General features: G+C 68.0%; 24 protein-coding genes and 1 tRNA gene. 21 read left to right on the top strand and 4 right to left on the bottom strand.

Annotated features, from left to right (window positions below; translation table 11 throughout):
* Positions 1 to 86: 86 nt before the first annotated feature.
* Genes DES41_RS01295 through DES41_RS01280 form a run of 4 tightly spaced genes read left to right on the top strand, consistent with a single transcriptional unit; the run spans position 87 to position 4,783 of the window.
* Positions 87 to 1,613 (top strand): ABC transporter ATP-binding protein, encoded by a 1,527-nt coding sequence (locus DES41_RS01295; RefSeq protein ID WP_114465202.1) that lies wholly within the window; start codon positions 87 to 89, stop codon positions 1,611 to 1,613.
* Positions 1,600 to 2,670: an ABC transporter permease gene (locus DES41_RS01290; RefSeq protein WP_114465200.1), complete on the top strand. Its 1,071-nt coding sequence runs from the start codon at positions 1,600 to 1,602 to the stop codon at positions 2,668 to 2,670. Before DES41_RS01295 ends, DES41_RS01290 begins: the two co-directional genes overlap by 14 nt.
* Entirely contained in the window at positions 2,670 to 3,590 is a 921-nt protein-coding gene (locus DES41_RS01285; RefSeq protein ID WP_114465198.1) for an ABC transporter permease, read from the top strand. The genes DES41_RS01290 and DES41_RS01285 overlap by 1 nt, the downstream gene beginning before the upstream one ends.
* Before the next feature lie 38 nt (positions 3,591 to 3,628).
* Entirely contained in the window at positions 3,629 to 4,783 is a 1,155-nt protein-coding gene (locus DES41_RS01280) for a BMP family ABC transporter substrate-binding protein (RefSeq protein ID WP_114465196.1), read from the top strand.
* 47 nt (positions 4,784 to 4,830) lie between these two features.
* Here the strand turns inward: DES41_RS01280 and DES41_RS01275 are convergent, their stop codons facing one another.
* Positions 4,831 to 6,291, bottom strand: a complete 1,461-nt coding sequence (locus DES41_RS01275; RefSeq protein WP_114465194.1) for a SulP family inorganic anion transporter — start codon at positions 6,289 to 6,291, stop codon at positions 4,831 to 4,833.
* Between the two features lie 84 nt (positions 6,292 to 6,375).
* Between DES41_RS01275 and DES41_RS01270 the strand changes: the two genes are divergently transcribed.
* Entirely contained in the window at positions 6,376 to 7,425 is a 1,050-nt protein-coding gene (locus DES41_RS01270) for an adenosine deaminase (RefSeq protein ID WP_114465192.1), read from the top strand.
* Between the two features lie 7 nt (positions 7,426 to 7,432).
* Positions 7,433 to 10,885 carry a DEAD/DEAH box helicase gene (locus DES41_RS01265; protein WP_114465190.1) on the top strand — a complete coding sequence of 1,151 codons (3,453 nt, stop codon included), beginning with the start codon at positions 7,433 to 7,435 and terminating at the stop codon, positions 10,883 to 10,885.
* 7 nt (positions 10,886 to 10,892) lie between these two features.
* On the opposite strand, the gene DES41_RS01260 is transcribed toward DES41_RS01265, so the two are convergent.
* Together DES41_RS01260 and DES41_RS01255 are read right to left on the bottom strand one after the other, a co-directional pair.
* Positions 10,893 to 11,420, bottom strand: coding sequence for a GNAT family N-acetyltransferase (locus tag DES41_RS01260; RefSeq protein WP_114465188.1), 528 nt, complete (start codon positions 11,418 to 11,420; stop codon positions 10,893 to 10,895).
* A 1-nt stretch (position 11,421) separates the two neighbouring features.
* On the bottom strand, positions 11,422 to 12,015 hold the full coding sequence (locus tag DES41_RS01255) for a helix-turn-helix domain-containing protein (protein ID WP_114465186.1): 594 nt from the start codon (positions 12,013 to 12,015) through the stop codon (positions 11,422 to 11,424).
* A gap of 242 nt (positions 12,016 to 12,257) precedes the next feature.
* Between DES41_RS01255 and DES41_RS01250 the strand changes: the two genes are divergently transcribed.
* Positions 12,258 to 13,280: a BMP family ABC transporter substrate-binding protein gene (locus DES41_RS01250; RefSeq protein WP_114465184.1), complete on the top strand. Its 1,023-nt coding sequence runs from the start codon at positions 12,258 to 12,260 to the stop codon at positions 13,278 to 13,280.
* Between the two features lie 58 nt (positions 13,281 to 13,338).
* Positions 13,339 to 13,905: a dCTP deaminase gene (gene dcd / locus DES41_RS01245; RefSeq protein WP_114465182.1), complete on the top strand. Its 567-nt coding sequence runs from the start codon at positions 13,339 to 13,341 to the stop codon at positions 13,903 to 13,905.
* Positions 13,906 to 13,909: 4 nt separating this feature from the next.
* Here dcd and DES41_RS01240 read toward each other — a convergent pair whose 3' ends face one another.
* The gene (locus tag DES41_RS01240; protein ID WP_211332870.1) at positions 13,910 to 15,121 is read right to left on the bottom strand and encodes an adenylate/guanylate cyclase domain-containing protein; all 1,212 of its coding nucleotides are present in this window, start codon (positions 15,119 to 15,121) and stop codon (positions 13,910 to 13,912) included.
* A gap of 153 nt (positions 15,122 to 15,274) precedes the next feature.
* Here DES41_RS01240 and ypfJ point away from each other — a divergent pair, with 153 nt between their 5' ends.
* From ypfJ to nuoF, 13 genes are all read left to right on the top strand, one after another.
* Positions 15,275 to 16,153 carry a KPN_02809 family neutral zinc metallopeptidase gene (gene ypfJ / locus DES41_RS01235; protein WP_114465178.1) on the top strand — a complete coding sequence of 293 codons (879 nt, stop codon included), beginning with the start codon at positions 15,275 to 15,277 and terminating at the stop codon, positions 16,151 to 16,153.
* A gap of 147 nt (positions 16,154 to 16,300) precedes the next feature.
* Positions 16,301 to 16,567: a 30S ribosomal protein S15 gene (gene rpsO, locus DES41_RS01230; protein ID WP_056899063.1), complete on the top strand. Its 267-nt coding sequence runs from the start codon at positions 16,301 to 16,303 to the stop codon at positions 16,565 to 16,567.
* Between the two features lie 218 nt (positions 16,568 to 16,785).
* Positions 16,786 to 18,957: a polyribonucleotide nucleotidyltransferase gene (pnp, locus tag DES41_RS01225; protein WP_245965533.1), complete on the top strand. Its 2,172-nt coding sequence runs from the start codon at positions 16,786 to 16,788 to the stop codon at positions 18,955 to 18,957.
* A gap of 94 nt (positions 18,958 to 19,051) precedes the next feature.
* Positions 19,052 to 20,038, top strand: a complete 987-nt coding sequence (locus DES41_RS01220; RefSeq protein WP_114465176.1) for an NAD(P)H-quinone oxidoreductase — start codon at positions 19,052 to 19,054, stop codon at positions 20,036 to 20,038.
* A gap of 5 nt (positions 20,039 to 20,043) precedes the next feature.
* Positions 20,044 to 20,808, top strand: a complete 765-nt coding sequence (gene tpiA / locus DES41_RS01215) for a triose-phosphate isomerase (RefSeq protein WP_211332905.1) — start codon at positions 20,044 to 20,046, stop codon at positions 20,806 to 20,808.
* A 24-nt stretch (positions 20,809 to 20,832) separates the two neighbouring features.
* Positions 20,833 to 21,222: a preprotein translocase subunit SecG gene (gene secG, locus DES41_RS01210; protein ID WP_114465174.1), complete on the top strand. Its 390-nt coding sequence runs from the start codon at positions 20,833 to 20,835 to the stop codon at positions 21,220 to 21,222.
* 157 nt (positions 21,223 to 21,379) lie between these two features.
* Positions 21,380 to 21,464: transfer RNA gene (locus tag DES41_RS01205), tRNA-Leu, on the top strand.
* A 63-nt stretch (positions 21,465 to 21,527) separates the two neighbouring features.
* Entirely contained in the window at positions 21,528 to 21,887 is a 360-nt protein-coding gene (locus DES41_RS01200; protein ID WP_056658254.1) for an NADH-quinone oxidoreductase subunit A, read from the top strand.
* Positions 21,888 to 21,914: 27 nt separating this feature from the next.
* Complete coding sequence (locus DES41_RS01195) at positions 21,915 to 22,397, top strand: NuoB/complex I 20 kDa subunit family protein (protein WP_056175322.1); 483 nt, start codon at positions 21,915 to 21,917, stop codon at positions 22,395 to 22,397.
* A 3-nt stretch (positions 22,398 to 22,400) separates the two neighbouring features.
* The gene (locus DES41_RS01190) at positions 22,401 to 23,009 is read left to right on the top strand and encodes an NADH-quinone oxidoreductase subunit C (protein WP_114465172.1); all 609 of its coding nucleotides are present in this window, start codon (positions 22,401 to 22,403) and stop codon (positions 23,007 to 23,009) included.
* Between the two features lie 28 nt (positions 23,010 to 23,037).
* On the top strand, positions 23,038 to 24,291 hold the full coding sequence (locus DES41_RS01185; RefSeq protein WP_114465170.1) for an NADH-quinone oxidoreductase subunit D: 1,254 nt from the start codon (positions 23,038 to 23,040) through the stop codon (positions 24,289 to 24,291).
* Positions 24,288 to 24,830: an NADH-quinone oxidoreductase subunit NuoE family protein gene (locus DES41_RS01180; RefSeq protein ID WP_114465168.1), complete on the top strand. Its 543-nt coding sequence runs from the start codon at positions 24,288 to 24,290 to the stop codon at positions 24,828 to 24,830. The genes DES41_RS01185 and DES41_RS01180 overlap by 4 nt, the downstream gene beginning before the upstream one ends.
* A complete protein-coding gene (nuoF, locus tag DES41_RS01175; protein WP_114465167.1) occupies positions 24,827 to 26,170 on the top strand; it encodes an NADH-quinone oxidoreductase subunit NuoF in 1,344 nt (447 codons plus the stop codon). The genes DES41_RS01180 and nuoF overlap by 4 nt, the downstream gene beginning before the upstream one ends.
* Positions 26,171 to 26,174 lie beyond the last annotated feature (4 nt).

Genomic DNA, 26,174 nt, shown 5'->3' with positions numbered 1-26,174 from the left:
CGGGGAAAGGCTGCCGCAAGGTGGCATCGACCTTGCTGGTATGACCGAAACACATCCAGACCCGCCCAGAGGTGCCCCCGCTGCCCATGACAACTCCAAGATTGGCACTCGCCAACATCACCAAGGCCTATCCGGCCGTCGTGGCCAACAGCGATGTGTCGCTGACCGTGATGCCCGGCGAGACCCACGCGGTGCTCGGCGAGAACGGCGCCGGCAAGTCCACGCTGATGAAGATCATCTACGGCTCGGTCAAGCCCGACCAGGGCACGGTGCAGTTCAACGGCCGCGAGGTGCACATCCGCAATCCGCAGGAAGCGCGTGCGCTGGGCATCAGCATGGTGTTCCAGCACTTCAGCCTGTTCGACACGCTGACCGTGGCCGAGAACGTCTGGCTGGGGCTGGACAAGCACCTCAAACTGGCCGAGGTCACGCGTCGCATCACGGCCAAGGCAGGCGAGTACGGCCTGGACATCGACGCCACGCGGCCCGTGCACACGCTGTCGGTCGGCGAGATGCAGCGCGTGGAGATCATCCGCGCGTTGCTGACCGACCCCAAGTTGCTGATCCTGGACGAGCCTACTTCGGTGCTGACGCCGCAGGCGGTCGAGAAGCTGTTCGTGGTGCTCAAGAAGCTCGCGGCGGAGGGCTGCAGCATCCTGTACATCAGCCACAAGCTGCACGAGATCCGCGAGCTGTGCACGGCCTGCACGGTGCTGCGCGGCGGCAAGGTGACGGGCGTGTGCAACCCGCAGAACGAGAGCAACGCCTCGCTGAGCCGGCTCATGATCGGCGCCGAGCCGCCTGCGCTGCAGCACCGCGCGGTGAAGGCCGGCGCCACCGTGCTGCAGGTGCAGGGCCTGAGCCTGGCGCGCGAGGACCAGTTCGGCGTCGACCTGGAAGGCATCGACCTCGACGTGCGCGCGGGCGAGGTGGTCGGCATCGCCGGTGTCTCGGGCAACGGGCAGCGCGAGCTGCTCTACGCGCTGTCGGGCGAGGACTGCCGCGCACAGCCCGCCATGGTGCGCATCTTCGGCCAGGACGCAGCCCGCCTGCGGCCTGGCAAGCGCCGTGCGCTGGGCCTGCACTTCGTGCCCGAGGAGCGGCTGGGCCGCGGCGCCGTGCCCACGCTGAGCCTGGCGCACAACCTGCTGCTGACGCGCAACGACGCGGTCGGCAAGAGCGGCTGGATCCGCGTGCGCCGGCTGACGGAGCAGGCGCGCGAGACGATTGCGCGCTACAAGGTCAAGGCCGGCGGGCCGCAGTCGGCTGCCAAGTCGCTGTCGGGCGGCAACCTGCAGAAGTTCATCGTCGGCCGCGAGATCGACGCGAACCCCAAGCTCTTGATCGTCTCGCAGCCCACCTGGGGCGTGGACGTGGGCGCGGCGGCGCAGATCCGTGGCGCCATCCTGGCGCTGCGCGACGCAGGTTGCGCGGTGCTGGTGGTCAGCGAGGAGCTGGACGAGTTGTTCGAGATCAGCGACCGGCTCTATGTGATCGCCAAGGGGCGGCTGTCGCCCTCCGTGGCGCGGGCAGAGGCCACGGTGCCGCAGATCGGCGAATGGATGTCGGGCCTGTGGACCAGGGCAGGGGAGGCGCAGCATGCTCAAGCTTGAGGCCCGGCCCGAGCCGTCGAAATTCTGGAGCTTCGGCTCGCCGTTGCTGGCGCTGGCCGTCACGGTGCTGATCGGCACGCTGCTGTTCGTCGCGCTGGGCAAGGACCCGCTGCGCGGCCTGGGCGTGTTCTTCTGGGAGCCGCTGCGCAACGCCTACGCGCTGGGCGAGCTCATGGTCAAGGCCACGCCGCTGTTGATCATCGCGCTGGGCCTGGCGGTGTGCTTCCGCTCCAACGTCTGGAACATCGGCGCCGAGGGGCAGTTCGTGATCGGCGCGGTGTGCGCCGGTTGTGTCGCGCTGATGGCCGGCAAAGGCACCTCGGGCTGGATCGTCGTGCCCATCCTCTTGGCCGGCATCCTGGGCGGCATGGTCTGGGCCGGCATCGTGGCGCTGCTGCGCGACCGCTTCAACGCCAGCGAGATCCTGGTCAGCCTGATGCTGGTCTACGTGGCGATCCAGTTGCTGGGCTACCTGGTGCAGGGGCCGCTGAAGGATCCGGGCGGCTACAACTTCCCGCAGAGCAAGACCTTCGAGGCCATCACGCAGATCCCGCGGCTCATGAAGGGCTCGCGCGTGAGCATCGGCTTGCTGATCGCGCTGGTCGGTGCGGGTGCGCTGTGGGTCTTCCTGTTCCGCACGCGCGCCGGCTTCGCGCAGCAGGTGGGCGGGCTGGCACCGGCGGCGGCGCGCTATGCGGGCTTCTCGTCGCGGCGCGCGCTGTGGATCGCGCTGCTCACGTCCGGCGGCGCGGCCGGCCTGGCCGGTGCGCTGGAGGTGGCCGGCCCGATCGGCCAGCTCACGCCCTATGTGCCGGCGGGCTACGGCTTCGCGGCCATCATCGTGGCCTTCGTCGGCCGGCTGCACCCGGTCGGCATGGTCTTCTCGGCGGTCCTCATGAGCATGTTCTACATCGGCGGTGAACTGGCGCAGTCGCGCCTGGGCCTGCCCAAGTCGCTGACCGGGGTGTTCCAGGGCCTGCTGCTGTTCACGCTGCTGGCCTGCGACACGCTGATCGCGTACCGCGTGCGCTTCACCGGCCTGCGGAGGGCTGCGTGATGGACTCCTACGCACTGCTGCTGGCGGCCACGCTCAACGCAGGCACCGTGCTGGCGCTCGCGGCGCTGGGCCTGCTCATCAACGAGAAGGCCGGCATCATCAACCTGGGTGCCGAGGGCATGATGCTGTGCGCCGCCATCGCCGGCTTCGCGGCCGCCGTGCACAGCGGCAGCACCTGGGTGGGCTTCGCGGCCGGCATGGCGGCCGGCGCGGCCCTGGCGGCGGCCTTCGGCGTGCTGGTGATCTGGTTCAACACCAACCAGTACGCCACGGGCCTCGCACTGAGCCTGTTCGGCAGCGGCTTCTCGGCGTTCGTCGGCGTGGCCTACGTGCAGGAGAAGCTGCCGCCCTCGCCGCAGTACGCCATTCCCGTGCTGGCCGACATTCCGTGGTTCGGTCCGGCGCTGTTCCGCCACCATCCCATGGTCTACCTCACGGTGCTGTTCACGGGCGCGCTGATCTGGTTCCTGATGCGCACGCGTTCGGGCCTGGTGCTGCGCTCGGTCGGCGAGTCGCCGGAGTCGTCGCACGCGCTGGGCTACCCGGTGCGGCGCATCCGCTTCCTCGCGGTGCTGGCGGGCGGCGCGCTGTGCGGGCTGGCGGGCAGCTACCTGTCGGTGGTCTACACGCCGCTGTGGGTCGAAGGCATGGTGGCCGGCAACGGCTGGATCGCGCTGGCGCTGACCACCTTCGCCACCTGGCGGCCGGCACGCGTGCTGCTGGGCGCCTATCTGTTCGGCGGCGTCGGCCAGCTCGGCTTTTTCCTGCAGAGCCAGGGCGTGCAGGTGCCCAGCCAGTTCCTGTCGATGCTGCAGTACATCGCGCCCGTGGTGGTGCTGGCCATCATCTCGCGCAACCCCGCGTGGATCCGGGCGAACATGCCCAACTCCATCGGAAAGCCGTTCTACCCAGGCTCATAATCGGGCCGCTTTTTTTCGTTGACACCTCCGGAGAATCCATGACCGACCAGAACAAACGTTCGATGCTGCGCGTGGTTGCGCTGAGCGCGATGGCCGCCGCAGCGCTGGCTGCCTGCGGCAAGAAGGAAGAGCCCGCGCCCGCCCCGGCGCCGGCGGCAGCCGCACCCGCACCGGCGCCCAAGGCCGAGCCGCTCAAGATCGCGTTCGCCTATGTCGGCCCGGTGGGCGATGGTGGCTGGACCTTCGCGCACGACAACGCCCGCAAGGCGCTGGAGAAGGAATACGGCGACAAGATCGTCACCAGCTTCGTCGAGAAGGTGCCTGAGTCGGCCGATGCCGAGCGCGTGTTCCGCGACCTCGTGGGCCAGGGCAACAAGCTGATCTTCGGCACCACCTTCGGCTACATGGAGCCCATGCTCAAGGTGGCGCCGGATGCGGCCGACGTGAAGTTCGAACACGCCACCGGCTACAAGACCGCGCCCAACCTGCGCACCTACGACAGCCGCACCTACGAAGGCGCCTACATGGCCGGCGTGATCGCCGGCGCCATGACCAAGAGCAACACGCTGGGCGTGGTGGCCTCCATTCCAATTCCGGAGGTGGTGCGCAACATCAACAGCTTCACGCTGGGCGCGCAGTCGGTGAACCCGAAGATCACGACCAAGGTGGTCTGGGTCAACGAGTGGTTCAACCCGCCCAAGGAAACCGAGGCCGCCACCGCGCTGATCAACGGCGGCGCCGACGTGCTGATGCAGAACACCGATTCGGCCGCCGTGCTCAAGACCGCGCAGGACAAGGGCAAGCGCGCCTTCGGCTGGGACTCGGACATGACGGCCTACGGTCCGCAGGCCCACCTCGGCTCGGCCATCATCAACTGGGCGCCGTACTACATCAAGGCCACCAAGGACGCGCTGGAAGGCACCTGGTCGACGGGCGCGGTCTGGTGGGGCGTGAAGGAAGGCGCGATCGACATGGTCTCCATCGCTGCCGACGTGCCGGCCGAGACCAAGGCCAAGATCGACGAGATCAAGAAGGGCCTGAAGGACGGCACGTTCTCGATCTGGAAGGGCCCGATCGCCGACAACGCCGGCAAGGAAGTCGTGGCCGCGGGCGCCGTGGCCGACGACCAGTTCCTGTCGGGCGTGAAGTTCTACGTCAAGGGCGTGGAAGGCAAGGTGCCGGGCGACAAGTAGGCTGCGCCTGCACTGAAGACGGCCGCCTTCGGGCGGCCGTTTTGCGTTCAGCGAGGTGGTGCGAGCTGGTCGATCAGCACCGCGCTGGCCGCGTTCAGACCCACCACCTCCACCGTGCACCCGTGGTGGCGCAGGCGCTGCACCACCTTGTCGAGCGCGGCCACGGCGGTCACGTCCCAGAAGTGGGCGCGCGTGACGTCGATGCGCACCGGGCGGCCCTCGGCGCCAAGCACGTCGAAGGCGTCGATGAACGCGTCGGCCGAGGCGAAGAACACTTGGCCCGTCACGGTCCAGCTGCGCAGGCCCGTGGGGTCGTCTTCCGCGCGAACGTCCAGCATGTGCGCCACCTTGAAGGCGAAGAACACGCCGCTCATGACCACACCGACGGCCACGCCGGCGGCCAGGTTGTGCGTGGCCAGCGTCACGGCCACGGTGGCCAGCATCACCGCGCTGGACAGGCGCGGATGCCGCACCAGCGTGCGCAGCGAGCCCCAGTCGAAGGTGGCGGCCGAGACCATCACCATGATGGCCACCAGCGCGACCACCGGCACCTGCGCCACCCAGGGCTTGAGCAGCACCATGAGGATCAGCAGGAACAGGCCGGCGAACAAGGTGGACAGCCGGCCGCGGCCGCCGTACTTCACGTTGCTGACGGTCTGGCCGATCATTCCGCAGCCTGCAATGCCGCCGAACAGGCTGGCGGCGATGTTGGCCATGCCGAGGCCACTGCACTCGCGGTTCTTGCTGCTGGGCGTGTCGGTCATCTCGTCGACCACGCTGGCTGTCATCAGCGATTCCAGCAGGCCGACCATGGCGATGGCCAGTGCGGGCATGGCGATCAGGCGCAGGGTTTGCAGGTCGAGCGGCACGCCGGGCCATCCGAAGCTGGGCAGGGTGTCGGGCAGTTTGCCCAGGTCGACCACGGTGGCCAGCGGCAGGCCCAACCACAGCGACAGGCCGGTCAGCACCAGGATGCAGATCAGTGGCGAGGGCAGCACCGTGAACAGCCTGAACGGCAAACGCGGCAACCCGTAGATCAGCGCCAGGCCCAGCGCCAGCATGGCCCAGGTGGCCGTGTTCGCATCCTGCAGGTGCGGCAGCTGGGCGGAGAAGATCAGCACCGCCAGCGCGTTGACGAAGCCGGTACGCACCGAACTGGAGACGAAGCGCATCAGCACGCCCAGGCGCAGCAGGCCGAAGACGATCTGCACCACTCCGGCCAGCAGGCCGGCGGCGAGCAGATAGGGCAGGCCGTGCGACTGCACGAGCGGCGCCGCCACCAGCGCCACCGAGCCCGCGGCGGCCGAGACCATGGCCGGCCGCCCGCCCGTGAACGCGATCACGATGCTGATGACGAAGGAGGCGAACAGCCCCACGGCGGGGTCGACACCGGCGACGAACGAGAAGGCGATGACCTCGGGAATCAGCGCGAAGGTGGCGACGGCGCCGGCCAGCAGTTCGCGCGGAACGCTGGGGCACCATTCGGCGCGCAGGCGGGACAGGGACATGGGGGCAGGGCGGGACGAAAAGGGCGCGATGTTAGGCGAGGCCTTGTGTGGACGCTGCCCGCCAAAGCGATTTAGAGTGGCGCCATGACATCCCACGCCCCGAATTTCTCCGCCATCCCCACCGAGCGCCTGCCCGAGCTGCTGCGCGGCATGCCCAAGGCCGAACTGCACATGCACATCGAGGGCTCGCTGGAGCCCGAGCTGATCTTCGCGCTGGCGCAGCGCAACAGCGTCGCCATCCCCTACGCCAGCGTGGAAGAGCTGCGCCGCGCCTACGCCTTCAGCAACCTGCAGAGCTTCCTGGACATCTACTACGCGGGCGCCTCGGTGCTGCTCAAGGAGCAGGACTTCTACGACATGGCCTGGGCCTACCTGCAGCGTGCAGCGGCCGACAACGTCATCCGCACAGAGATGTTCTTCGACCCGCAGACGCACACGGCGCGTGGCGTGGCGATGGAGACGGTCGTCAACGGCCTGCACCGTGCCTGCGTCGACGCACAGGCGCAACTGGGCGTGAGTGCCGACCTGATCCTGTGCTTCCTGCGCCATCTGAGCGAAGAGGAAGCCTTCGAGACGCTGGAGCAGGCGCTGCCTTTTCGCGACAAATTCATCGGCATCGGCCTGGATTCCAGCGAGGTCGGCCACCCGCCCGAGAAGTTCGCGCGCGTGTTCGCACGCTGCCGCGAACTGGGTTTCCATCTCGTCGCGCATGCGGGCGAGGAAGGGCCGCCGGCTTATGTGTGGACGGCGCTGGACCTGCTCAAGGTCGAGCGCGTCGACCACGGCGTGCAGAGCACCAAGGACCCGGCATTGATGCGCCGGCTCGCGCAGGACCGCATCCCGCTGACCGTGTGCCCGCTGTCCAACCTCAAGCTCTGCGTGTTCCCTGACCTGGCGCAGCACAACCTGGGCGCGCTGCTCGACGCCGGCCTGGTCGCCACGGTCAACTCCGACGACCCGGCCTACTTCGGCGGCTACATGAACGAGAACTTCCTGCAGACCTTCGCCGCCACCGGCCTCACGGCGCAGCAGGCGTTCCAACTGGCGGACAACAGCTTCGTGGCGAGCTTCGCCCCTGCCGCGCAGAAGCAGGTCTGGCGCGACCGCCTGCACGCCCACTTCGCGGGGTTCTGAGCTGCCAATGGGTCTGCTGATCGATCCCCGATCCATCGCCCCCCATCTCTCGCCGTCCACCTACGCACGTGGCTTGCAGGTCTACCTGAACCAGGGCGTGCTCGAGCACGAACTGCATGCCGAGAGCGCAGAGCTCTGGCGCGTGGACGGCGTGGTGCGCGGCAGCGAGCGCGATCCGTACGAGACCAGCCTCGTGATGGAAATGGACACCGAAGGCCGGGTCGTGGGCTTCGATGCCAACTGCTCCTGCCCCGTGGGCAGGGACTGCAAGCACGCGGTGGCGCTGGCGCTCAAGGCCGCCTATGCGGCAGGCGCCGTTCGCCGCGCCGCGACGCCCGATGCCCCCGCGTCGCCCGCTGTCCCCTGGCCCTCGCCACCGGCCGCGCCGGCGGTGCCGCGGGCAACGGCCACCATGCACGCCTGGCTGGACCTCTTCGAGGCCGAGCCCACCAATGCAGTCGCACGCGCGGTGGCCGGCCATCCCGAGGTGCCGCTGTACCTGCTCTCGGCCGCCCCGCAGGCGCCGCGGGGCAGCGAGCCGCCGCGCCTGCAACTGGCTTGGCAGATGTCGCGCGCGCTCAAGCGCGGCGGCTGGGCCAAGCCCAAGGTGCCGGGCTACGAGGCGCAACTGCGCATGGCGGCCCTGGCGAGCGCCGTGCCCAACGACGACCGCGAGTGCGTGCGCCTGATCCAGTCCCTGGGGACGCAGCGCCACAGCCACGGCCCGTCGCACAGCGGCATCGTCGATGGCGCCATCGGCAGCCTGGCCGTGCAGGCGGCTGCGCGCACGGGCCGGCTGTTCGCGCTGGTCGAATCGGGCGAGATGGGCGAGGCCCCGTTGCGCTGGGGGCCGCCGCGCCGCTTGCTGTGGCAGTGGCATGAAATGAAGCAGCCGCGCGAGGAAGAGAGCCTGTGGATGCTGCGCGCAGGCGTGGCGGAGCAGGGCGCCGATCCGCAGGCGCCAGACGCCAGGCCTGCGCCGCGCACGGCCGTGTACGGTGCCCAGTCGCCGCTGTACCTGGATCTCGAGAACCGCTCCTGCGGCCCGGTGGATGCGCCTGGGCTGGACGCGGCCCAACTGCGCTTGTTGCTGGCCGCCCCGCCCTTGCCGCAGTCCGCCTTCGGCGATGTGCGGAGTCGGCTGCTCGAGCGCCTGGCCGGCCTGCCGCTGCCGCCGGTCGTGGCGCCGCCCGAGCGCTGGCCGCAGGTGCCGCCCGTGGCCTGCCTGCGGCTGGCGCGCGTGCCGGCGGCCGAGCGCGCCCAGCGCGGCCTGCTGCGCGCCACGCTGGACTTCGACTACGCCGGCCTGCGCGGCCAGTGGTTCACGCCGCAGGCCCATGTGCTGGTCGCCCACGAAGGCCGCCGCGTGCTGCTGGCCCGCGATGTGGCGGCGGAGCGGGCGGCCGAGGTGCGCCTGCACGCGCTGGGCCTCGCGGGCGACGCCCTGTCGCGCTTCCACCTGCCTGCTGCCAGCATGGCCTGGCTGGAGTGGGCGCTGGACGACTGGGCGCCGCTGCGTGCCGCAGGCTTCGATGTGCAGGCCGGTCCGGAACTGGCCGGCTTCGTGGAGCAGGCCGACGCCTTGCTGGTGCAGGTGGCCACACCGCCGGCCGGGCAGGACGACACCGTGCTCGAAGATGCCTTGCGGGCCGGTACCGATGTCGCGTGGTTCGACCTCTCGCTGGGCATTGCCATCGACGGTGCGCGCCACAACGTGCTGCCCTGGTTGCCGGCGCTGCTGCGGCAGGTGCGCTACACGTCCGAAGGCCCGCAGCTGCCGCCCTGGCTCTGGCGCGAACAGGCTGATGGCCGCTGGATGCGGTTGCCGTCGGGGCCGCTGCAGCCCTGGCTGCAGGCCTTGCTGGAGCTCGTGGGCGAGCGGCCCGACCGCGACCTGGAAGCCGACGCGCTGCGCCTGTCGCGCCTGGAAGCGCTGCGCATGGGCGTGCTGCTGGGCGAGGGTGCGGTGTGGGAGGGCGGCGAGGGCCTGCGCGCGCTGCTGCGCGAACTCGGCAGCGGCGCACCGCCGGCTGTGGCGCCACCGGCCGGCCTGCGCGCGCAGCTGCGGCCCTACCAGCAGCAGGGCCTGAACTGGCTGCAGTTCCTGCGCCGCGCGGGCCTGGGCGGCATCCTGGCCGACGACATGGGACTGGGCAAGACGCTGCAGACCCTGGCCCACCTGCTGCGCGAGCACGAGGACGGCCGGCTCGACCGGCCCAGCCTGGTGCTGGCGCCGGTCAGCGTGCTGGGCAACTGGCGCCGCGAGGCCGAGCGCTTCGCCCCGGCGCTGCGCACGCGGGTGTGGCACGGCGCCGACCGGCACAAGGCCGACTTTGCCGGCTGCGACCTGGTGGTGGCGCCGTACTCGCTGTTGCAACGCGACCGCGAACGCTGGTTGCAGCAGCGCTGGCACCTGGTGGTGCTCGACGAAGCCCAGCACATCAAGAACGCCAGCACCCAGGCCGCGCAGGTGGCGGCCTCGCTGCAGGCCCGCCAGCGCCTGTGCCTCTCCGGCACGCCGATGGAAAACCACCTGGGCGAGCTGTGGAGCCTGTTCCATTTCCTGATGCCGGGCTTCCTCGGCAGCCAGGCGCGCTTTCGCGAGGTGTTCCGCCAGCCGATCGAGAAGCATGCCGACACGCAGCAGCTCGCCCAACTGCGCCGGCGCATCGCGCCCTTCATGCTGCACCGGACCAAGGCGGCCGTGGCCACGGAGCTGCCCGCGCGCATCGAGAGCATCAGCCCGGTGACGCTGGACGGCGCCCAGGCCGACCTGTACGAGACCATCCGGCTGGCCACCGAGAAGTCGGTGCGCGCAGCGCTGGCAGACAAGGGCCTGGCGCGTTCGCAGATCCAGGTGCTGGACGCGCTGCTCAAGCTGCGGCAGGTCTGCTGCGACCCGCGGCTCGTGAAGGCCGCGCCGGGGGTCACCAAGGCTGCCGGTTCGGCCAAGCTCGAGCTGCTCATGGAGATGCTGCCCGAGCTGCTGGAGGAAGGCCGGCGCGTGCTGCTGTTCTCGCAGTTCACCGGCATGCTGGCGCTCATCGAAGCCGCGCTGCGCGAGCGCAACATCGCCTTCGCCACGCTGACCGGCCAGACCCAGCAGCGCGATGCCGTGATCGAGCGCTTCACGAGCGGCGCGGTGCCGCTGTTCCTGATCAGCCTGAAGGCCGGCGGCACCGGGCTGAACCTGCCGCAGGCCGACACCGTGATCCACTACGACCCCTGGTGGAACCCTGCCGTGGAAGAGCAGGCCACGGCACGCGCGCACCGCATCGGCCAGCAGCGCCAGGTGATGGTCTACAAGCTGGTGGCCGAAGGCACGATCGAGGAGCGCATCCTGGCGCTGCAGGCACGCAAGGCGGCGCTGGCGCAAGGCCTGCTGCACGGCGCGGCCACGCGCGATGCGCCGCTGTTCGGCGAGGACGATGTGGCCGAGCTGCTGCGGCCGATCGGTTGATGGCGCGTCACGGCAGGGCCCGGTAGAAGTAGTGCGTGGCGCACAGGCCGCCGTGCGGCCACAGCGCGTAGCCGGGGATCACGCCGCAGGACTGCCAGCCGAGGCGGCGGTACAGCCGTTCTGCGTCGGAGCCGTCCACGGTGTCCAGCACCAGCAGCGTCTTGCCGCAGTCCAGCGCCAGTTCATCGGCCGCGCGCATGAGCGCCTCTCCCATGCCGAGCCGGCGCGCGCGGCGGTGCACCAGCATCTTGGCCAGGTCGGCGCGGTGCGGCTGGTTGTCGGGCTGGGCCAGCACCAGCTGCACCGTGCCGGCGATGCCCTGCGCGTCCTCGGCGACAAGCAGCGCCCGCTCGCCGCGCGCCACGCCCTCAGCCACGCCGCGCCAGAAGGCCAGCGCGCGCTCTTGCGCCAGCGGATGCATGAAGCTGACGGACGCGCCGCCGGCGACGCAGTCGATCAGCAGTTCGGCCAGCGTGTGGCACTGGTCGGCGTCGATCTGCCGCAGGCGGCGGATCTGGAATGCGCTGGCGGACATCTCATCTCCCAAGGGGGGCCGCGGCCTCGTGCACGATGACCACGGCATAGCGCGCCGGGCGGCGCGTGGGGTTGCTGTAGACGATGGGGCGGTCCAGCGGATGGGCCAGGCAATCGCCCGTGGCGAGTTCGTGGGCGGTGTCGCCCAGGCGGATCTGCATGCGGCCTTCCAGCACCCAGATCTGCTGGTGGACGCTGGGGCTGCGCGCGCCCGTCTCGTAGGCCACCTCTGCGCCGGCAGGAAATTCGACTTCGACGATGCGCACCGGTGTGCCGGCTGGCGAGACATTGCGCCTGAGGTAGCCCGATGCCGGGTCGCGCCACAGCGGCTGCGCCGCCAGGCGCGCGACGGGATCGGCCGCCGTGGCCGGCGCCGCATCGAACAGCGCCGCCAGCGGCACGCCCAGGCCGCAGGCCAGGCGTTCCAGCACCACGGCCGTGGGGCTGCTCTCGCCGCGCTCGATCAGCGAGATCATGGAGCGGCTCACGCCGCAATGGCTGGCCAGCGCGTCGAGCGACAGGCCGCGCGCCGCGCGCAGCTGGCGCACCTGCCCGGCGATGCGCTCATGCAGCGACAAGGGAGTGTCTTCCGTCATGGTGGATAATTATTCCAGTATGTTGGACAACGTGGCAAGCCGCATCGCGTGTTGGTGGACAATGCGAGCTCCTGTTTCCAGTCCCTGTTGGACATCCCATGAAGAGCGTCACTTCTAAAATACGCAGCAGCGGCCTTGGCCGCGCTTTCATTTCTGCCGACCGCTGCACGGCACAACCCCCACTCGCGAGTCTGTCGCGCCGGCACCTGCTGGCGACGGTGGCCGCCTGTTGCCTGCCTGGCATGGCAGCGGCACGCGAGCCGCTCAAGATCGGCTTCGTCTACGTGGCTCCGCTCACCGACGCCGGCTGGGTGCGCCAGCACGAAGAGGGCCGCAAGGCCGTGCAGGCTGCGCTCGGCAGCGAGGTGCAGACCCGCTATGTGGAGAACGTGGCCGAGGGCCCGGATGCCGAGCGCGTGATCCGCGAACTCGCGCAGCAGGGCTGCGGCCTGATCTTCACGCCGAGCTTCGGCTACATGGAGCCCACGCTGCGCGTGGCCCGCGATTTCCCGGAGGTGCGCTTCGAGTCCATCACGGGCTACAAGACGGCCGACAACGTGGCCACGGCCAATGCGCGCCACTACGAAGGCCGCTATCTGGCCGGCGTGGCGACAGGGCGCATGAGCAAGACCGGCACGGCAGGCTATGTGGCGGGCTTTCCGATTCCCGAGGTGCTCCAGGGCATCAACGCCTTCACGCTGGGCCTGCGCTCGGTGGCGCCGAAGGCGGTGGTCAAGCTGGTGTGGCTGCAGGCCTGGTTCGATCCGCCGCGCGAGCGCGATGCGGCCATGACGCTGATGAACCAGGACGCCGACGTGATGCTCTTTCACACCGGCTCGGCCGCCGTGATGGCCGCCGCCCAGGAGCGCGGCAGGCTGGCCATCGCCTACCACTCGGACATGCGCAAGACCGCGCCGGACGCGCAGCTGCTGGCCGTGCGCCACGAATGGGGTGACTATTACACCCGCCGCGCGCGCGCCGTGCTGGATGGCAGCTGGAAGAGCGGCAATGTCTGGGGCGGCGTGCGCGAGGGCATGGTCCGGGTGGGCGATTTCGGCCCGCGCGTGCCCAAGGCTGTGCAGGAGGAGGTGCTGGCGCGCCAGCAGGACATCGCGGCCGGGCGGCTGCACCCCTTCCATGCGCGCAGTGCGATGCGTGACAGCAATGGCCGAGTGGTGCTGGAGGCCGGCCGCACGCTGGCCGACCCGCAGATCCTGGCGATGGACTGGCTGGCCGAAGGCGTGGTGGGCGGCCTGCCACGCTGAAACTGATGGGACCTGCCGGCCCCTACAATCGCCGCCCGTTTCGAAAGAGCCTTCACCCATGACGATCAAGAGCGACAAGTGGATCCGCCGCATGGCCGAGCAGCACGGCATGATCGAGCCGTTCGAGCCCGGCCAGGTCCGCGAGCGCGAAGGCCACAAGATCATCAGCTACGGCACCAGCAGCTACGGCTACGACATCCGCTGCGCGCCGGAATTCAAGGTCTTCACCAACATCCACAGCACCGTGGTCGACCCCAAGCACTTCGACGAGAAGAGCTTCGTGGATTTCGAGGGCGACAGCTGCATCATCCCGCCCAACAGCTTTGCGCTGGCGCGCACGGTTGAGTACTTCCGCATCCCGCGCAACGTGCTGACGATCTGCCTGGGCAAGAGCACCTATGCGCGCTGCGGCATCATCGTCAACGTGACGCCGTTCGAGCCCGAATGGGAAGGCTACGTGACGCTGGAGTTCTCCAACACCACGCCGCTGCCGGCCAAGATCTACGCGGGCGAGGGCTGCGCCCAGGTGCTGTTCTTCGAGAGCGACGAGGTTTGCGAGGTCAGCTACAAGGACCGCGGCGGCAAGTACCAGGGCCAGGTCGGCGTCACGCTGCCCAAGGCCTGATGCATCAGGCGGGCGGGGCGTCCAGCGCTGCCAGCGCCGCCGCCAGATCCTGCCGTGCGCGTTCGCGTGTTTCGTCGGTCAGCCGGGCCGGGTCCAGTGTGAGCTGCAGACCGGCGTAGTTCTGGTGCATGCGGGCCAGTTGCTCTGGCTCGTCGGGGTGGATGCCCTGCAGCGCGAAGCAGCGCACATCGCGTGAGACACCCTTGGCGGCCAGCGGCTCGCGCTCTTCCGCCTCGAACTCGTCTTTCACCAGGGCATAGGTTTCGTAAGACATGACCACGCCGTCCGGCGTGCCGTTCTGCTCCAGCCGCGCGGCGATGTTGACCTCGCTGCCGATCACCGTGTAGTCCATGCGCTGCTCGCTGCCGAAGTTGCCCACGTGGCAGAAGCCGGTGTTGATGCCGATGCGCACCTGGAAGGGCTGGCGGTAGCCCTTGTCGCGCCAGACGGCCTGCAGCTCGCGCATGCGGCGCTGCATGGCGACCGCCATGCGCACGCACTGGCGCGCGTCTTCCTCCACGCCGCGCGTTTCCGGGTCGCCGAAGAAGATCACGATGGCATCGCCGATGAACTTGTCGATCGTCGCGCCGTGGTCCAGCGCGATCTTGGACATCTCCGAGAAGTAGTTGTTCAGGAAGTAAGTGAGGTCTTCGGGCTGCATGCGCTCGGCATTGCGCGTGAAGTCCTTGATGTCGGAGAAGAAGATCGTGAGCTTCTTGCGCACGGCCGAAATCGAGACATCCTGCGCCCCCTCGAAGATCGACTTGTAGATCTGCGGCGACAGGTAGCGCGAGAGCTTGTCGGACAGCGAGCGCAGCATGCGCGTGCGGATGGACAGAGCGATGTGGTTGTGCACGCGCGCCAGCAGGATGGGCGGGCTCAGCGGCTTGGTGATGTAGTCGACGGCGCCGAGCTCGAAACCCTTTTCCTCCGAATGTTCGTCCGTCATCGCGGTCAGGAAGATCACCGGGATGTGCGAGAGAGCCGGGTCGGCCTTGAGCCTGCGGCAGACCTCGTAGCCGTCGATCTCCGGCATCATGATGTCGAGCAGGATCAGGTCTGGCGGCGCGTTGGCGGCGGTGGCCAATGCCTTCGCGCCGTGGTTCACGACCTTGACGCGGCAGGTGTCGCGCAGCAGCGCAGCCATCAGCGTGAGGTTGTCCGCGGTGTCGTCGACCACAAGGACGGTGGGTTTGTCGGCCGGAGTCAGGTCCATCGGCAGGCTTCCTTCGGAGTGCGGCGGTGCCAGGGGCCGGGCGGGGCCGGCATCCGCGGTGCATCGTACATGCCGAAACATTGGTGTTGGCCGGCGCCCGCCCGGCCGCCGGACGAGCGGTACCATCGCGCCACCACAAGGCAGGAGAGACCCATGCGCTGGGAAGGAAATCGGGAATCGGAGAACGTTGAAGACCGGCGCGGGCAGGGGGGCGGCGGTGGCCGTCCCGTGTTCGGTGGCCGCAGCATCGGCATCGGCACCATCGTGATCGCGCTGGTGGGCGGCTGGGTGCTAGGCGTCAACCCGCTGACCTTGCTGGGCATGCTCAGCGGGGGCGGGCCAGTGGCCATCGAGCAGCCGCAGGCACCGGCGCAGCGCCCGCCGGCCGACGACCAGATGGCCAAGTTCGTCTCCACCGTGCTGGCCGACACCGAGGACGTCTGGCGCAAGCTCTTCACCGAGGCCGGTGGCCAGTACCGCGACCCCACGCTCGTGCTGTTCCGCGGCGCCACGCGCACCGCCTGCGGCCAGGGCCAGGCCGCCATGGGGCCGTTCTACTGCCCGGCCGACCAGAAGGTCTATATCGACCTGGGCTTCTACGAGACCCTGAAGAACCGCCTGGGCGCGCCGGGCGAGTTCGCACAGGCCTATGTGATTGCCCACGAGGTGGGCCACCATGTGCAGAACCTGCTCGGGATCACGGCCAAGATGGACCAGATGCGCCAGCGCATGAGCGAGGTGCAGTACAACGGCATGAGCGTGCGCCTGGAACTGCAGGCCGACTGTTTTGCCGGTGTATGGGCGAACAAGGCGCAGGACGCGCGCCAGATCCTGGAGAACGGCGACATCGAGGCGGCCATGAACGCCGCCGCCAAGATCGGTGACGACGCGCTGCAGCGCGGCAGCGGTGGCGCCGTGGTGCCCGAGAGCTTCACGCACGGCAGCAGCGCCCAGCGCCAGCGCTGGTTCTCCAATGGCCTGAAATCCGGCAGCGTGAAGGCCTGCGACACCTTCTCGGCCAGCGCGCTCTGAGCACCGCGCTATAATCTTTGAGCTTTGCCTCGTGCAAGGCGCACGTTGGCAGTCAGTTCCGTCGGCCAACGCAAGTGAAAACCTCCGGAACCTGCCCTTGCCGTACGTGGCGAGATGCGTCGGGCTCCGGTCCATCCTGGAAAATCCATGATTGCAGCATCCATCAAGGCCGAGGTCGTCCAGGCCAACGCCCGCGCCGCCAATGACACTGGTAGCCCCGAAGTTCAAGTTGCGCTGCTGACCGCACGCATCAACGAACTGACCCCCCACTTCAAGACCCACGCCAAAGACCACCACGGTCGCCGCGGCCTGCTGCGCATGGTGAGCCGCCGCCGCAAGCTGCTGGACTACCTGAACGCCAAGGACCACGACCGCTACGCGGCCCTGATCGCCAAGCTGGGTCTGCGCAAGTAATCCGCCGAGCCTGAAGGTTCGAAAGGGCGCCTGAGTTGGTTCGCTGGCTCAGGCGCTTTGCACTTCAAAAACCGACAGATGCCACGCGCGGGTACGCGCTGTGTCATTCCACAAGCGGCCCGCGCCGCGGTTTCTTGTGGAATGGCATCGTCCCTTCGCAGGCGCTGTCTCCATCCCAGCCCGGCACGACGCCGCGCTGAAACCAAGAGGAGTACCGCATGACGATGTTCAATAAAGTCACCAAGACCTTCCAATGGGGCCAACACACGGTCCGCATGGAGACCGGCGAGGTCGCACGCCAGTCCACCGGCGCCGTGCTGCTGGACATGGACGGCACCGTGGTGCTGGCCACGGTGGTCGGCAAGACCACCGGCAAGCCCGGCCAGGACTTCTTCCCGCTGACCGTCGACTACCTGGAAAAGGGCTACGCCGCCGGCAAGATCCCGGGCAGCTTCTTCAAGCGTGAAGGCCGCCCCAGCGAATACGAAACGCTGACCAGCCGCCTGATCGACCGCCCGATCCGCCCGCTGTTCCCCGAAGGCTTCTTCAACGAAGTGCACGTGGTCATCCACACGCTGTCGCTGAACCCCGAAGTCGATGCCGACATCGCCGCCATGATCGCCGTCAGCGCTGCGCTGTCGGTCAGCGGCATCCCGTTCGCTGGCCCGATCGGTGCGGCCCGCGTGGGCTATGTCAACGGCCAGTACGTGCTGAACCCCGGCCAGACCGCCCGCAAGGATTCGGTGCTGGACCTGGTGGTCGCTGGCACCGAAGCCGCCGTGCTGATGGTCGAGTCCGAAGCCCAGCAGCTGAGCGAAGAAGTCATGCTGGGTGGCGTGGTGTTCGGCCACGACCAGGCCCGCATCGCCATCGAAGCCATCCATGAGCTCGTGCGCGACGCCGGCAAGCCGGTCTGGAACTGGCAGGCGCCTGCCCGCGACGAAGCCCTGATCGCCAAGGTCACCGCCGTCGCCGAAGAAAAGCTGCGCGCCGCCTACCAGCTGCGCAACAAGCAGGCCCGCACCGAGGCCACCCGCGCCGCCTACGCCGAAGTGATGGCCGCGCTGAAGGCCGACGGCACCGAGTTCGACAGCGTCAAGGTCGAAGGCCTGCTGTTCGACATCGAAGCGCGCATCGTGCGCGGCCAAATCCTGGCCGGCGAGCCGCGCATCGACGGCCGCGACACGCGCACCGTGCGCCCCATCGAGATCCGCAACAGCGTGCTGCCGCGCACCCATGGCTCGGCGCTGTTCACGCGCGGCGAGACCCAGGCGCTGGTGGTCACCACGCTGGGCACCGAACGCGACGCGCAGCGCATCGACGCACTGTCGGGCGACTACGAAGACCGCTTCATGCTGCACTACAACATGCCTCCGTTCGCCACCGGCGAAACGGGTCGCGTGGGCAGTCCCAAGCGCCGCGAGATCGGCCACGGCCGCCTGGCCAAGCGCGCCCTGGTCGCCGTGCTGCCGACCAAGGAAGACTTCCCCTACACCGTGCGTGTGGTCAGCGAGATCACCGAGTCGAACGGCTCCTCGTCCATGGCTTCGGTCTGCGGCGGCTGCCTGTCGATGATGGACGCAGGCGTGCCGCTGAAGGCGCACGTGGCCGGCATCGCCATGGGCCTGATCAAGGACGGCAACCGCTTCGCCGTGCTGACCGACATCCTGGGCGATGAAGATCACCTGGGCGACATGGACTTCAAGGTGGCGGGCACGACCAACGGCGTGACGGCACTGCAGATGGACATCAAGATCCAGGGCATCACCAAGGAAATCATGCAGGTCGCGTTGGCCCAGGCCAAGGAAGCCCGCATGCACATCCTGTCCAAGATGCAGGAAGCCATGGGCGCTGCCAAGACCGAGGTGTCCAGCTTCGCGCCGCGCCTGTTCACGATGAAGATCAACCCCGAGAAGATCCGCGACGTGATCGGCAAGGGCGGCTCCGTGATCCGCGCGCTGACCGAAGAGACCGGCACGCAGATCAACATCGAGGAAGACGGCACCATCACCATCGCCTCCGCCGATCCGGAGAAGGCCGAGATGGCCAAGCGCCGCATCGAGCAGATCACGGCCGAGGTCGAGATCGGCAAGGTCTACGAAGGCCCGGTCACCAAGATCCTGGACTTCGGCGCGCTGATCAACCTGCTGCCCGGCAAGGATGGCCTGCTGCACATCAGCCAGATCGCGCACGAGCGCGTCGAGAAGGTCACCGACTACCTGAGCGAAGGCCAGATCGTCAAGGTCAAGGTGCTGGAGACCGACGAGAAGGGCCGCATCAAGCTGTCGATGAAGGCGCTGGCGGACCGCTCGGCGCCGCAGGCGTACGCGCCCGCGCCCGCGCCGGTTTCGTCCGCACCGGTCGACGCTGCACCCGGCCAGCCCGAGTAAGCGCGCGTTGCGACGTGCCGCGTCCGCTGGGCGCGGCACACCGCACCGGCCGCACCGACACCTGGCCGGTGCCTTGTACTTTCGAGGACCCGCGATGAAAGCTATCGAGATCACCGCTTACGGCGCCCCCGAGGTGCTGCAACTGGCCGAGCGCCCAGACCCCGTGGCCGGCGCCGGCGAGCTGCTGTTGCGCGTGCGCGCCAGCGGCGTGAACCGGCCCGACGTGCTGCAGCGCACCGGCAACTATCCGGTGCCGCCGGGCGCGTCCGACATTCCCGGGTTGGAAGTGGCGGGCGTCATCGAGGCCGGTGATGCCGAGGAATTGCGTGCCGCGGGCCTGAACATCGGTGACCGCGTCTGTGCGCTGGTGGCCGGCGGCGGCTATGCCGAACTGTGCGTGGCGCCGATCGCGCAATGCCTGCCCGTGCCGAACGGCCTCAGCGACGAGGAGGGCGCGAGCCTGCCCGAGACCTTCTTCACGGTCTGGAGCAACGTGTTCGACCGCGCGCGCCTGCAGAGCGGCGAGACCCTGCTGGTGCAGGGCGGCACCAGCGGCATCGGCGTGACCGCAATCCAGCTCGGCAAGGCGCTGGGCGCGCGCGTGATCGCGACGGCCGGCAGCGACGAGAAGTGCGCGGCCTGCCTGGCGCTGGGCGCCGACCACGCGATCAACTACAAGACTGCCGACTTTGCCGAAGAGGCCCGCAAGCTGACCGATGGCCAGGGTGTGGACGTGATCCTGGACATGGTCGCCGGTGCCTACGTCGCGCGCGAGATCAATTGCCTGGCCGAAGACGGCCGGCTGGTCATCATCGCGGTGCAGGGCGGCACCAAGGCCGAGGTCAATGCCGGCCTGGTGCTGCGCCGCCGCCTGACGGTGACGGGCTCCACGCTGCGGCCGCGGCCGGTGGCGTTCAAGGGTGCGATCGCGCAATCGCTGCGCCGCCATGTGTGGCCGCTGATCGAAGCCGGCCAGATCAAGCCCGTGATCCACAGCCGCTTTGCCGCGGCGGATGCGGCCAAGGCCCACACGCTGATGGAATCGAACCAGCACATCGGCAAGATCGTGCTGACCTGGTGAGCAAGATGAGCGAGATGAGCAAGAAACAACTGATTGCAGGCAACTGGAAGATGAACGCCAGCCTGGCGGGCAGCGAGGCGCTGGTGCGCGGCGTGCTCGAAGGCCTGGCTGCTGCGCCCGCCGTGTGCGACGTGGCCATGTGCGTGCCCGCGCCTTACCTCGCGGCCGTGCAGGGCTGGCTGTCCGGCCAGACGGCCGTGCAGGCCGGCGCGCAGGATGTGTCGCAACATGCCAGCGGCGCCTACACGGGCGAGGTCAGCGCCGACATGCTGCGCGACTTCGGTGTGCGCTACGCCATCGTCGGTCACTCCGAGCGCCGCCAGTACCACGGCGAGACCGACGAGGTCGTTGCGGCCAAGGCGCAGCGTGCGCTGGCGGCGGGCATCACGCCCATCGTCTGTGTGGGCGAGACACTGGCCGAGCGCGAAGCCGGCCACACCGAAGAGGTGGTGCGGCGCCAGCTGGCGGCCGTGGTGCATGTCAACGGCCATTGCATCACCGAGATCGTGGTTGCCTACGAGCCCGTCTGGGCCATCGGCACCGGCAAGACCGCCTCGCCCGAGCAGGCCCAGCAGGTGCATGCCGTGCTGCGCGCGCAGCTCGCGGCCGCCAGCGTCCATGCCGACCGCATCCCGCTGCTGTATGGCGGCAGCATGAACGCATCGAATGCGGCCAGCCTGCTGGCCCAGCCCGACATCGACGGCGGCCTGATCGGCGGCGCGTCGCTCAAGGTTCCGGATTTCCTGGCCATCGTGGCCGCTGCCCGCTGAGGCGTCTGAAGAGGTTTTGCAGAGATGAATGTGTTGTTGAACTTGGTCCTGGCGGTGCAGATCCTGTCCGCCCTCGGGATGATCGGCCTGATCCTCGTCCAGCATGGCAAGGGCGCCGACATGGGCGCCGCCTTCGGCAGCGGCAGCGCCGGCAGCCTGTTCGGTGCGAGCGGCAGTGCCAACTTCCTGTCCCGCACCACGGCGGTGCTGGCGGTCGTGTTCTTTGTCGCGACGCTGGCACTGGCCTACTTCGGCAACCGCCAGCCCGCAAGCGCGGGCAGCGTGCTGGAGCGGGCGGTGCAGGAAGCTCCGGCACCGGCCTCGCAGATCCCGGGTTCCGCTGGCTCGGCGCCCGCAGCACCGGCCGCACCAGCCGTTCCTGCCTCGGGTGCGGGCCAGATCCCGACGCAGTGATCCCATGCTGGCGCCTCACCGGACGCGCCAGCGAAATTTCCCCGGCATCAGCCTGGGAACCCTGCGGTTTCAGGGTAAACTCGAATGCTGTCTGGAAAGCCAAATAACTAGCTCGACAAGAGCGAAGTTCCTCATGCCATCCAGGCACGACAAAACCGCCGTCGTGGTGAAATTGGTAGACACGCTATCTTGAGGGGGTAGTGGCGAAAGCTGTGCGAGTTCGAGTCTCGCCGACGGCACCAACTTAAGTCGGCATGCAACCCAGCAGGGCTTGCATGCCGACGCAGCGGTGAAGAAGTCCCCAGATGAACCTCGGCCAATACCTCCCAGTTCTTTTGTTCATCCTGGTGGGTATAGCGGTCGGCATCGCACCGCAGTTGCTGGGCTATCTTCTCGGCCCCAACCGGCCCGATGCGGCCAAGAATTCCCCGTACGAATGCGGTTTCGAAGCCTTCGAAAACGCGCGCATGAAGTTTGACGTGCGCTACTACCTCGTCGCCATCCTGTTCATCCTGTTCGACCTGGAAATTGCGTTCCTGTTTCCCTGGGCCGTGGCGCTGAAGGACGTGGGTGTCGTGGGTTTCTGGGCCGTCGTCATGTTCCTGGCGATCCTGGTCGTCGGGTTCGTCTACGAATGGAAAAAGGGTGCCCTGGACTGGGAGTGATCCTGTTCGGGCAACTGGAGAATTGCTATGGCCATTGAAGGCGTTTTCAAAGAAGGCTTCGTCACGACCTCGTACGACGCGGTCGTGAACTGGGCCAAAACCGGCTCGCTGTGGCCCATGACCTTCGGTCTGGCGTGCTGCGCGGTCGAAATGATGCATGCGGCTGCCGCGCGCTACGACATCGGCCGCTTCGGCGCCGAGGTGTTCCGCGCCAGCCCACGCCAGTCCGACCTCATGATCGTGGCCGGCACGCTGTGCAACAAGATGGCGCCCGCTCTGCGCAAGGTCTACGACCAGATGGCCGAGCCGCGCTGGGTGCTGTCGATGGGCTCGTGCGCCAATGGCGGCGGCTACTACCACTACAGCTATTCCGTGGTGCGCGGCTGCGACCGCATCGTGCCGGTCGACGTCTACGTGCCCGGCTGCCCGCCGACGGCCGAAGCGCTGATCTACGGGATCATCCAGCTGCAGCAGAAGATCCGCCGCACCCAAACCATTGCCCGCGTCTGATCCATGACCGTCTTTGCTGTTGATCTCGAAGTCCTGAAGGACACGGTTGCCACGACGCTGGGCGACAAGGTGCACGCGCTCACGCTGGTGCGCGGTGAACTGACGCTGACTGTCAAAGCCGCCGACTACATCGACACCATGCAGACCCTGCGCGAAGCGCCCGGCTGCAAGTTCGAGCAGCTGATCGACCTGTGCGGCGTCGACTATTCGGCTTACCGCGATGAGGTGTGGGAAGGCCCGCGCTTCTGCGTGGTCTCGCATCTTCTGTCGGTGAGCCTGAACCAGCGCCTGCGAGTGAAGGTGTTCTGCACCGACGACGACCTGCCCATGCTGCCGTCCGTCATGCACCTGTGGGCTTCGGCCAACTGGTTCGAGCGCGAAGCCTTCGACCTGTACGGCATCCTGTTCGATGGCCACGTGGACCTGCGCCGCATCCTGACCGACTACGGTTTCATCGGGCATCCCTTCCGCAAGGACTTCCCGCTGTCGGGCCATGTGGAAATGCGCTACGACGAAGAGCTGCGCCGCGTGGTCTACCAGCCCGTGAGCATCGAGCCGCGCGAGATCACGCCCCGCGTGATCCGCGAAGACAACTACGGCGGCCTGCACTGAAGGCGCGAGGCCGACCCGCGGACACCCCATGGCAGAAATCAAGAACTACACCCTGAACTTCGGGCCACAGCACCCGGCCGCACACGGCGTGCTGCGCCTGGTGATGGAGCTCGACGGCGAGGTCGTGCAACGCTGCGACCCGCACATCGGGCTCCTGCACCGCGCCACCGAAAAGCTGGCCGAGCACAAGACCTTCATCCAGTCGCTGCCCTACATGGACCGGCTGGACTACGTCTCGATGATGTGCAACGAGCACGCCTACTGCCTGGCCATCGAGAAGCTGCTGGGCATCGAGGTGCCGATCCGTGCGCAGTACATCCGCGTGATGTTCTCCGAGATCACGCGCATGCTGAACCACCTGATGTGGCTCGGCTCGCACGGCAACGACTGCGGCAGCTCCACCATCCTGATCTACGCATTCCGCGAGCGCGAAGACCTGTTCGACATGTACGAGGCGGTCTCCGGCGCGCGCATGCACGCGGCCTACTTCCGTCCGGGCGGCGTCTACCGCGACCTGCCGGACACCATGCCGCAGTACACGGTCAGCAAGATCAAGAACGCCAAGGCGCTGGCGCGCATGAACGAGAACCGTCGGGGGTCCATGCTGGACTTCATCGACGACTTCACCAAGCGCTTCACGACCTACCTCGGCGAGTACCACACGCTGCTGACCGACAACCGCATCTGGAAGCAGCGCACCGTGGGCATTGGCGTCATGGACGCCGACCGCGCGCTGAACCTGGGCCTCACCGGCCCCATGCTGCGCGGCTCCGGCATCGCCTGGGACCTGCGCAAGACGCAGCCGTATGACGTGTACGACCGCATGGACTTCGACATCCCGGTCGGCAAGACCGGCGACAGCTACGACCGCTACCTCGTCCGCATGGAAGAGTTGGCCCAGTCCAACCGCATCATCAAGCAGTGCGTGGACTGGCTGCGCGTGAACCCCGGCCCCGTCATCACCGACAACCACAAGGTGGCGGCGCCCTCGCGCGAGGGCATGAAGGCCAACATGGAAGAGCTGATCCACCACTTCAAGCTCTTCACCGAAGGTTTCCACGTGCCCGAAGGCGAAGCCTATGCCGCCGTCGAGCATCCCAAGGGCGAGTTCGGCATCTACCTCGTCAGCGACGGTGCCAACAAGCCCTACCGCCTGAAGATCCGTCCACCCGGCTTCGTGCACCTGGCTGCGCTCGACGAGATGTCGCGCGGCCACATGCTGGCCGATGCCGTGGCCATCATCGGCACCTTGGACATCGTGTTCGGAGAGATCGACCGATGAGCTCTGCTCCCCATTCCGCACCGGCCATGCCGGCGCCGGCCCTCTCGCAGGAAACGCTGGACCGTTTTGCGCGCGAGATCGCCAAGTACCCCTACGAAGGCCGCGCGTCGGCCGTGATGGCCTGCCTGGCGATCGCGCAGCAGCAGCACGGCCACGTGTACCCCGAGCACGAGAAGATCATCGGCGACCTGCTGGGCATGCCGACCATCGCCGTGCACGAGGTCACGACCTTCTACAACATGTACAACCAGCAGCCGGTCGGCAAGTTCAAGCTGAACGTCTGCACCAATCTGCCGTGCCAGCTGCGCGACGGCTACAAGGCGCTGCACCACCTCGAACGCAAGCTCGGCATCGGCATGGGCGAGACCACGGCCGACGGCCTGTTCACGCTGCAGCAGAGCGAGTGCCTGGGCGCCTGCGCCGATTCGCCCGTCATGCTGGTGAACGACCGCACCATGTGCAGCTTCATGAGCGAAGACAAGCTCGATCAATTGGTCGACGGTTTGCGCCAGGCGGCAGCCGAGGAGGGCAAGGCATGAACGCGCAACAAGTCCTGTCGCAATTCGCGGCCACCGGGGTGCAAACCTGCTTCCACGGCCGCCACATCAGTCCGCAGATCTATGCCGATCTCGACGGCAGCAACTGGCGCCTGAAGGACTACGAGTCCCGCGGCGGCTACCAGGCTCTCAAGAAGATCCTGGCTGCCGACGGCGGCGAGGGCCTCACGCAGGACCAGGTCATCGCGACCATGAAGGAATCGGCACTGCGCGGCCGGGGCGGCGCGGGCTTCCCGAGCGGCCTCAAGTGGAGCTTCATGCCGCGCCAGTTCCCGGGCCAAAAGTACCTGGTCTGCAACTCGGACGAGGGCGAGCCCGGTACCTGCAAGGACCGCGACATCATGATGTACAACCCGCACATCGTGATCGAGGGCATGATCATTGCGGCCTACGCGATGGGCATCACGGTCGGCTACAACTACATCCACGGCGAGATCTTCCAGGTCTACGAACGCTTCGAGGAAGCACTGGAAGAGGCCCGCGCGGCCGGCTACCTGGGCAACGAGATCCTGGGCAGCAAGCACACGTTCCAGCTGCACGCCTCGCACGGCTTCGGCGCCTACATCTGCGGCGAAGAAACGGCGCTGCTCGAATCGCTGGAAGGCAAGAAGGGCCAGCCGCGCTTCAAGCCGCCGTTCCCGGCCAGCTTCGGCCTGTACGGCAAGCCCACCACGATCAACAACACCGAGACCTTCGCGGCGGTGCCGTGGATCATCCGCAACGGCGGGGCGGCCTACCTCGAATGCGGCAAGCCCAACAACGGCGGCACCAAGATCTTCTCGGTCTCCGGCGACGTGGAACTGCCCGGCAACTACGAGATCCCGATGGGCACGCCGTTCACCAAGCTGCTGGAGCTGGCCGGTGGCGTGCGCAAGGGCCGCACGCTCAAGGCCGTGATCCCGGGCGGATCGTCCTCGCCGGTGCTGCCGGCCGCGATCATGAACGAGTGCACGATGGACTACGACTCCATCGCCAAGGCCGGCTCCATGCTGGGCTCGGGCGCGCTGATCGTGATGGACGACACGCGCTGCATGGTCGAGTCGCTCAAGCGCCTGTCGTACTTCTACATGCACGAGTCCTGCGGCCAGTGCACGCCCTGCCGCGAAGGCACGGGCTGGCTCTGGCGGCTGGTGGACAAGGTGCACCGTGGGGCGGGGCAGTCCAGCGACATGGACCTGCTCAACTCCATCGCAGACAACATCCAGGGCCGCACCATCTGCGCGCTCGGTGACGCCGCGGCCATGCCCGTGCGCGCCATGATCAAGCACTTCCGCCACGAATTCGAGGCCATGTGCAAGAAACCCGCGACGGCGCAGGCCTGAACGA

The organism is Pseudorhodoferax soli, from assembly GCF_003337555.1.
Taxonomy (GTDB): domain Bacteria; phylum Pseudomonadota; class Gammaproteobacteria; order Burkholderiales; family Burkholderiaceae_C; genus Pseudorhodoferax; species Pseudorhodoferax soli.
Note: the sequence above shows the minus strand (reverse complement) of the source record. Positions and strands in the feature narration are given on the sequence as shown.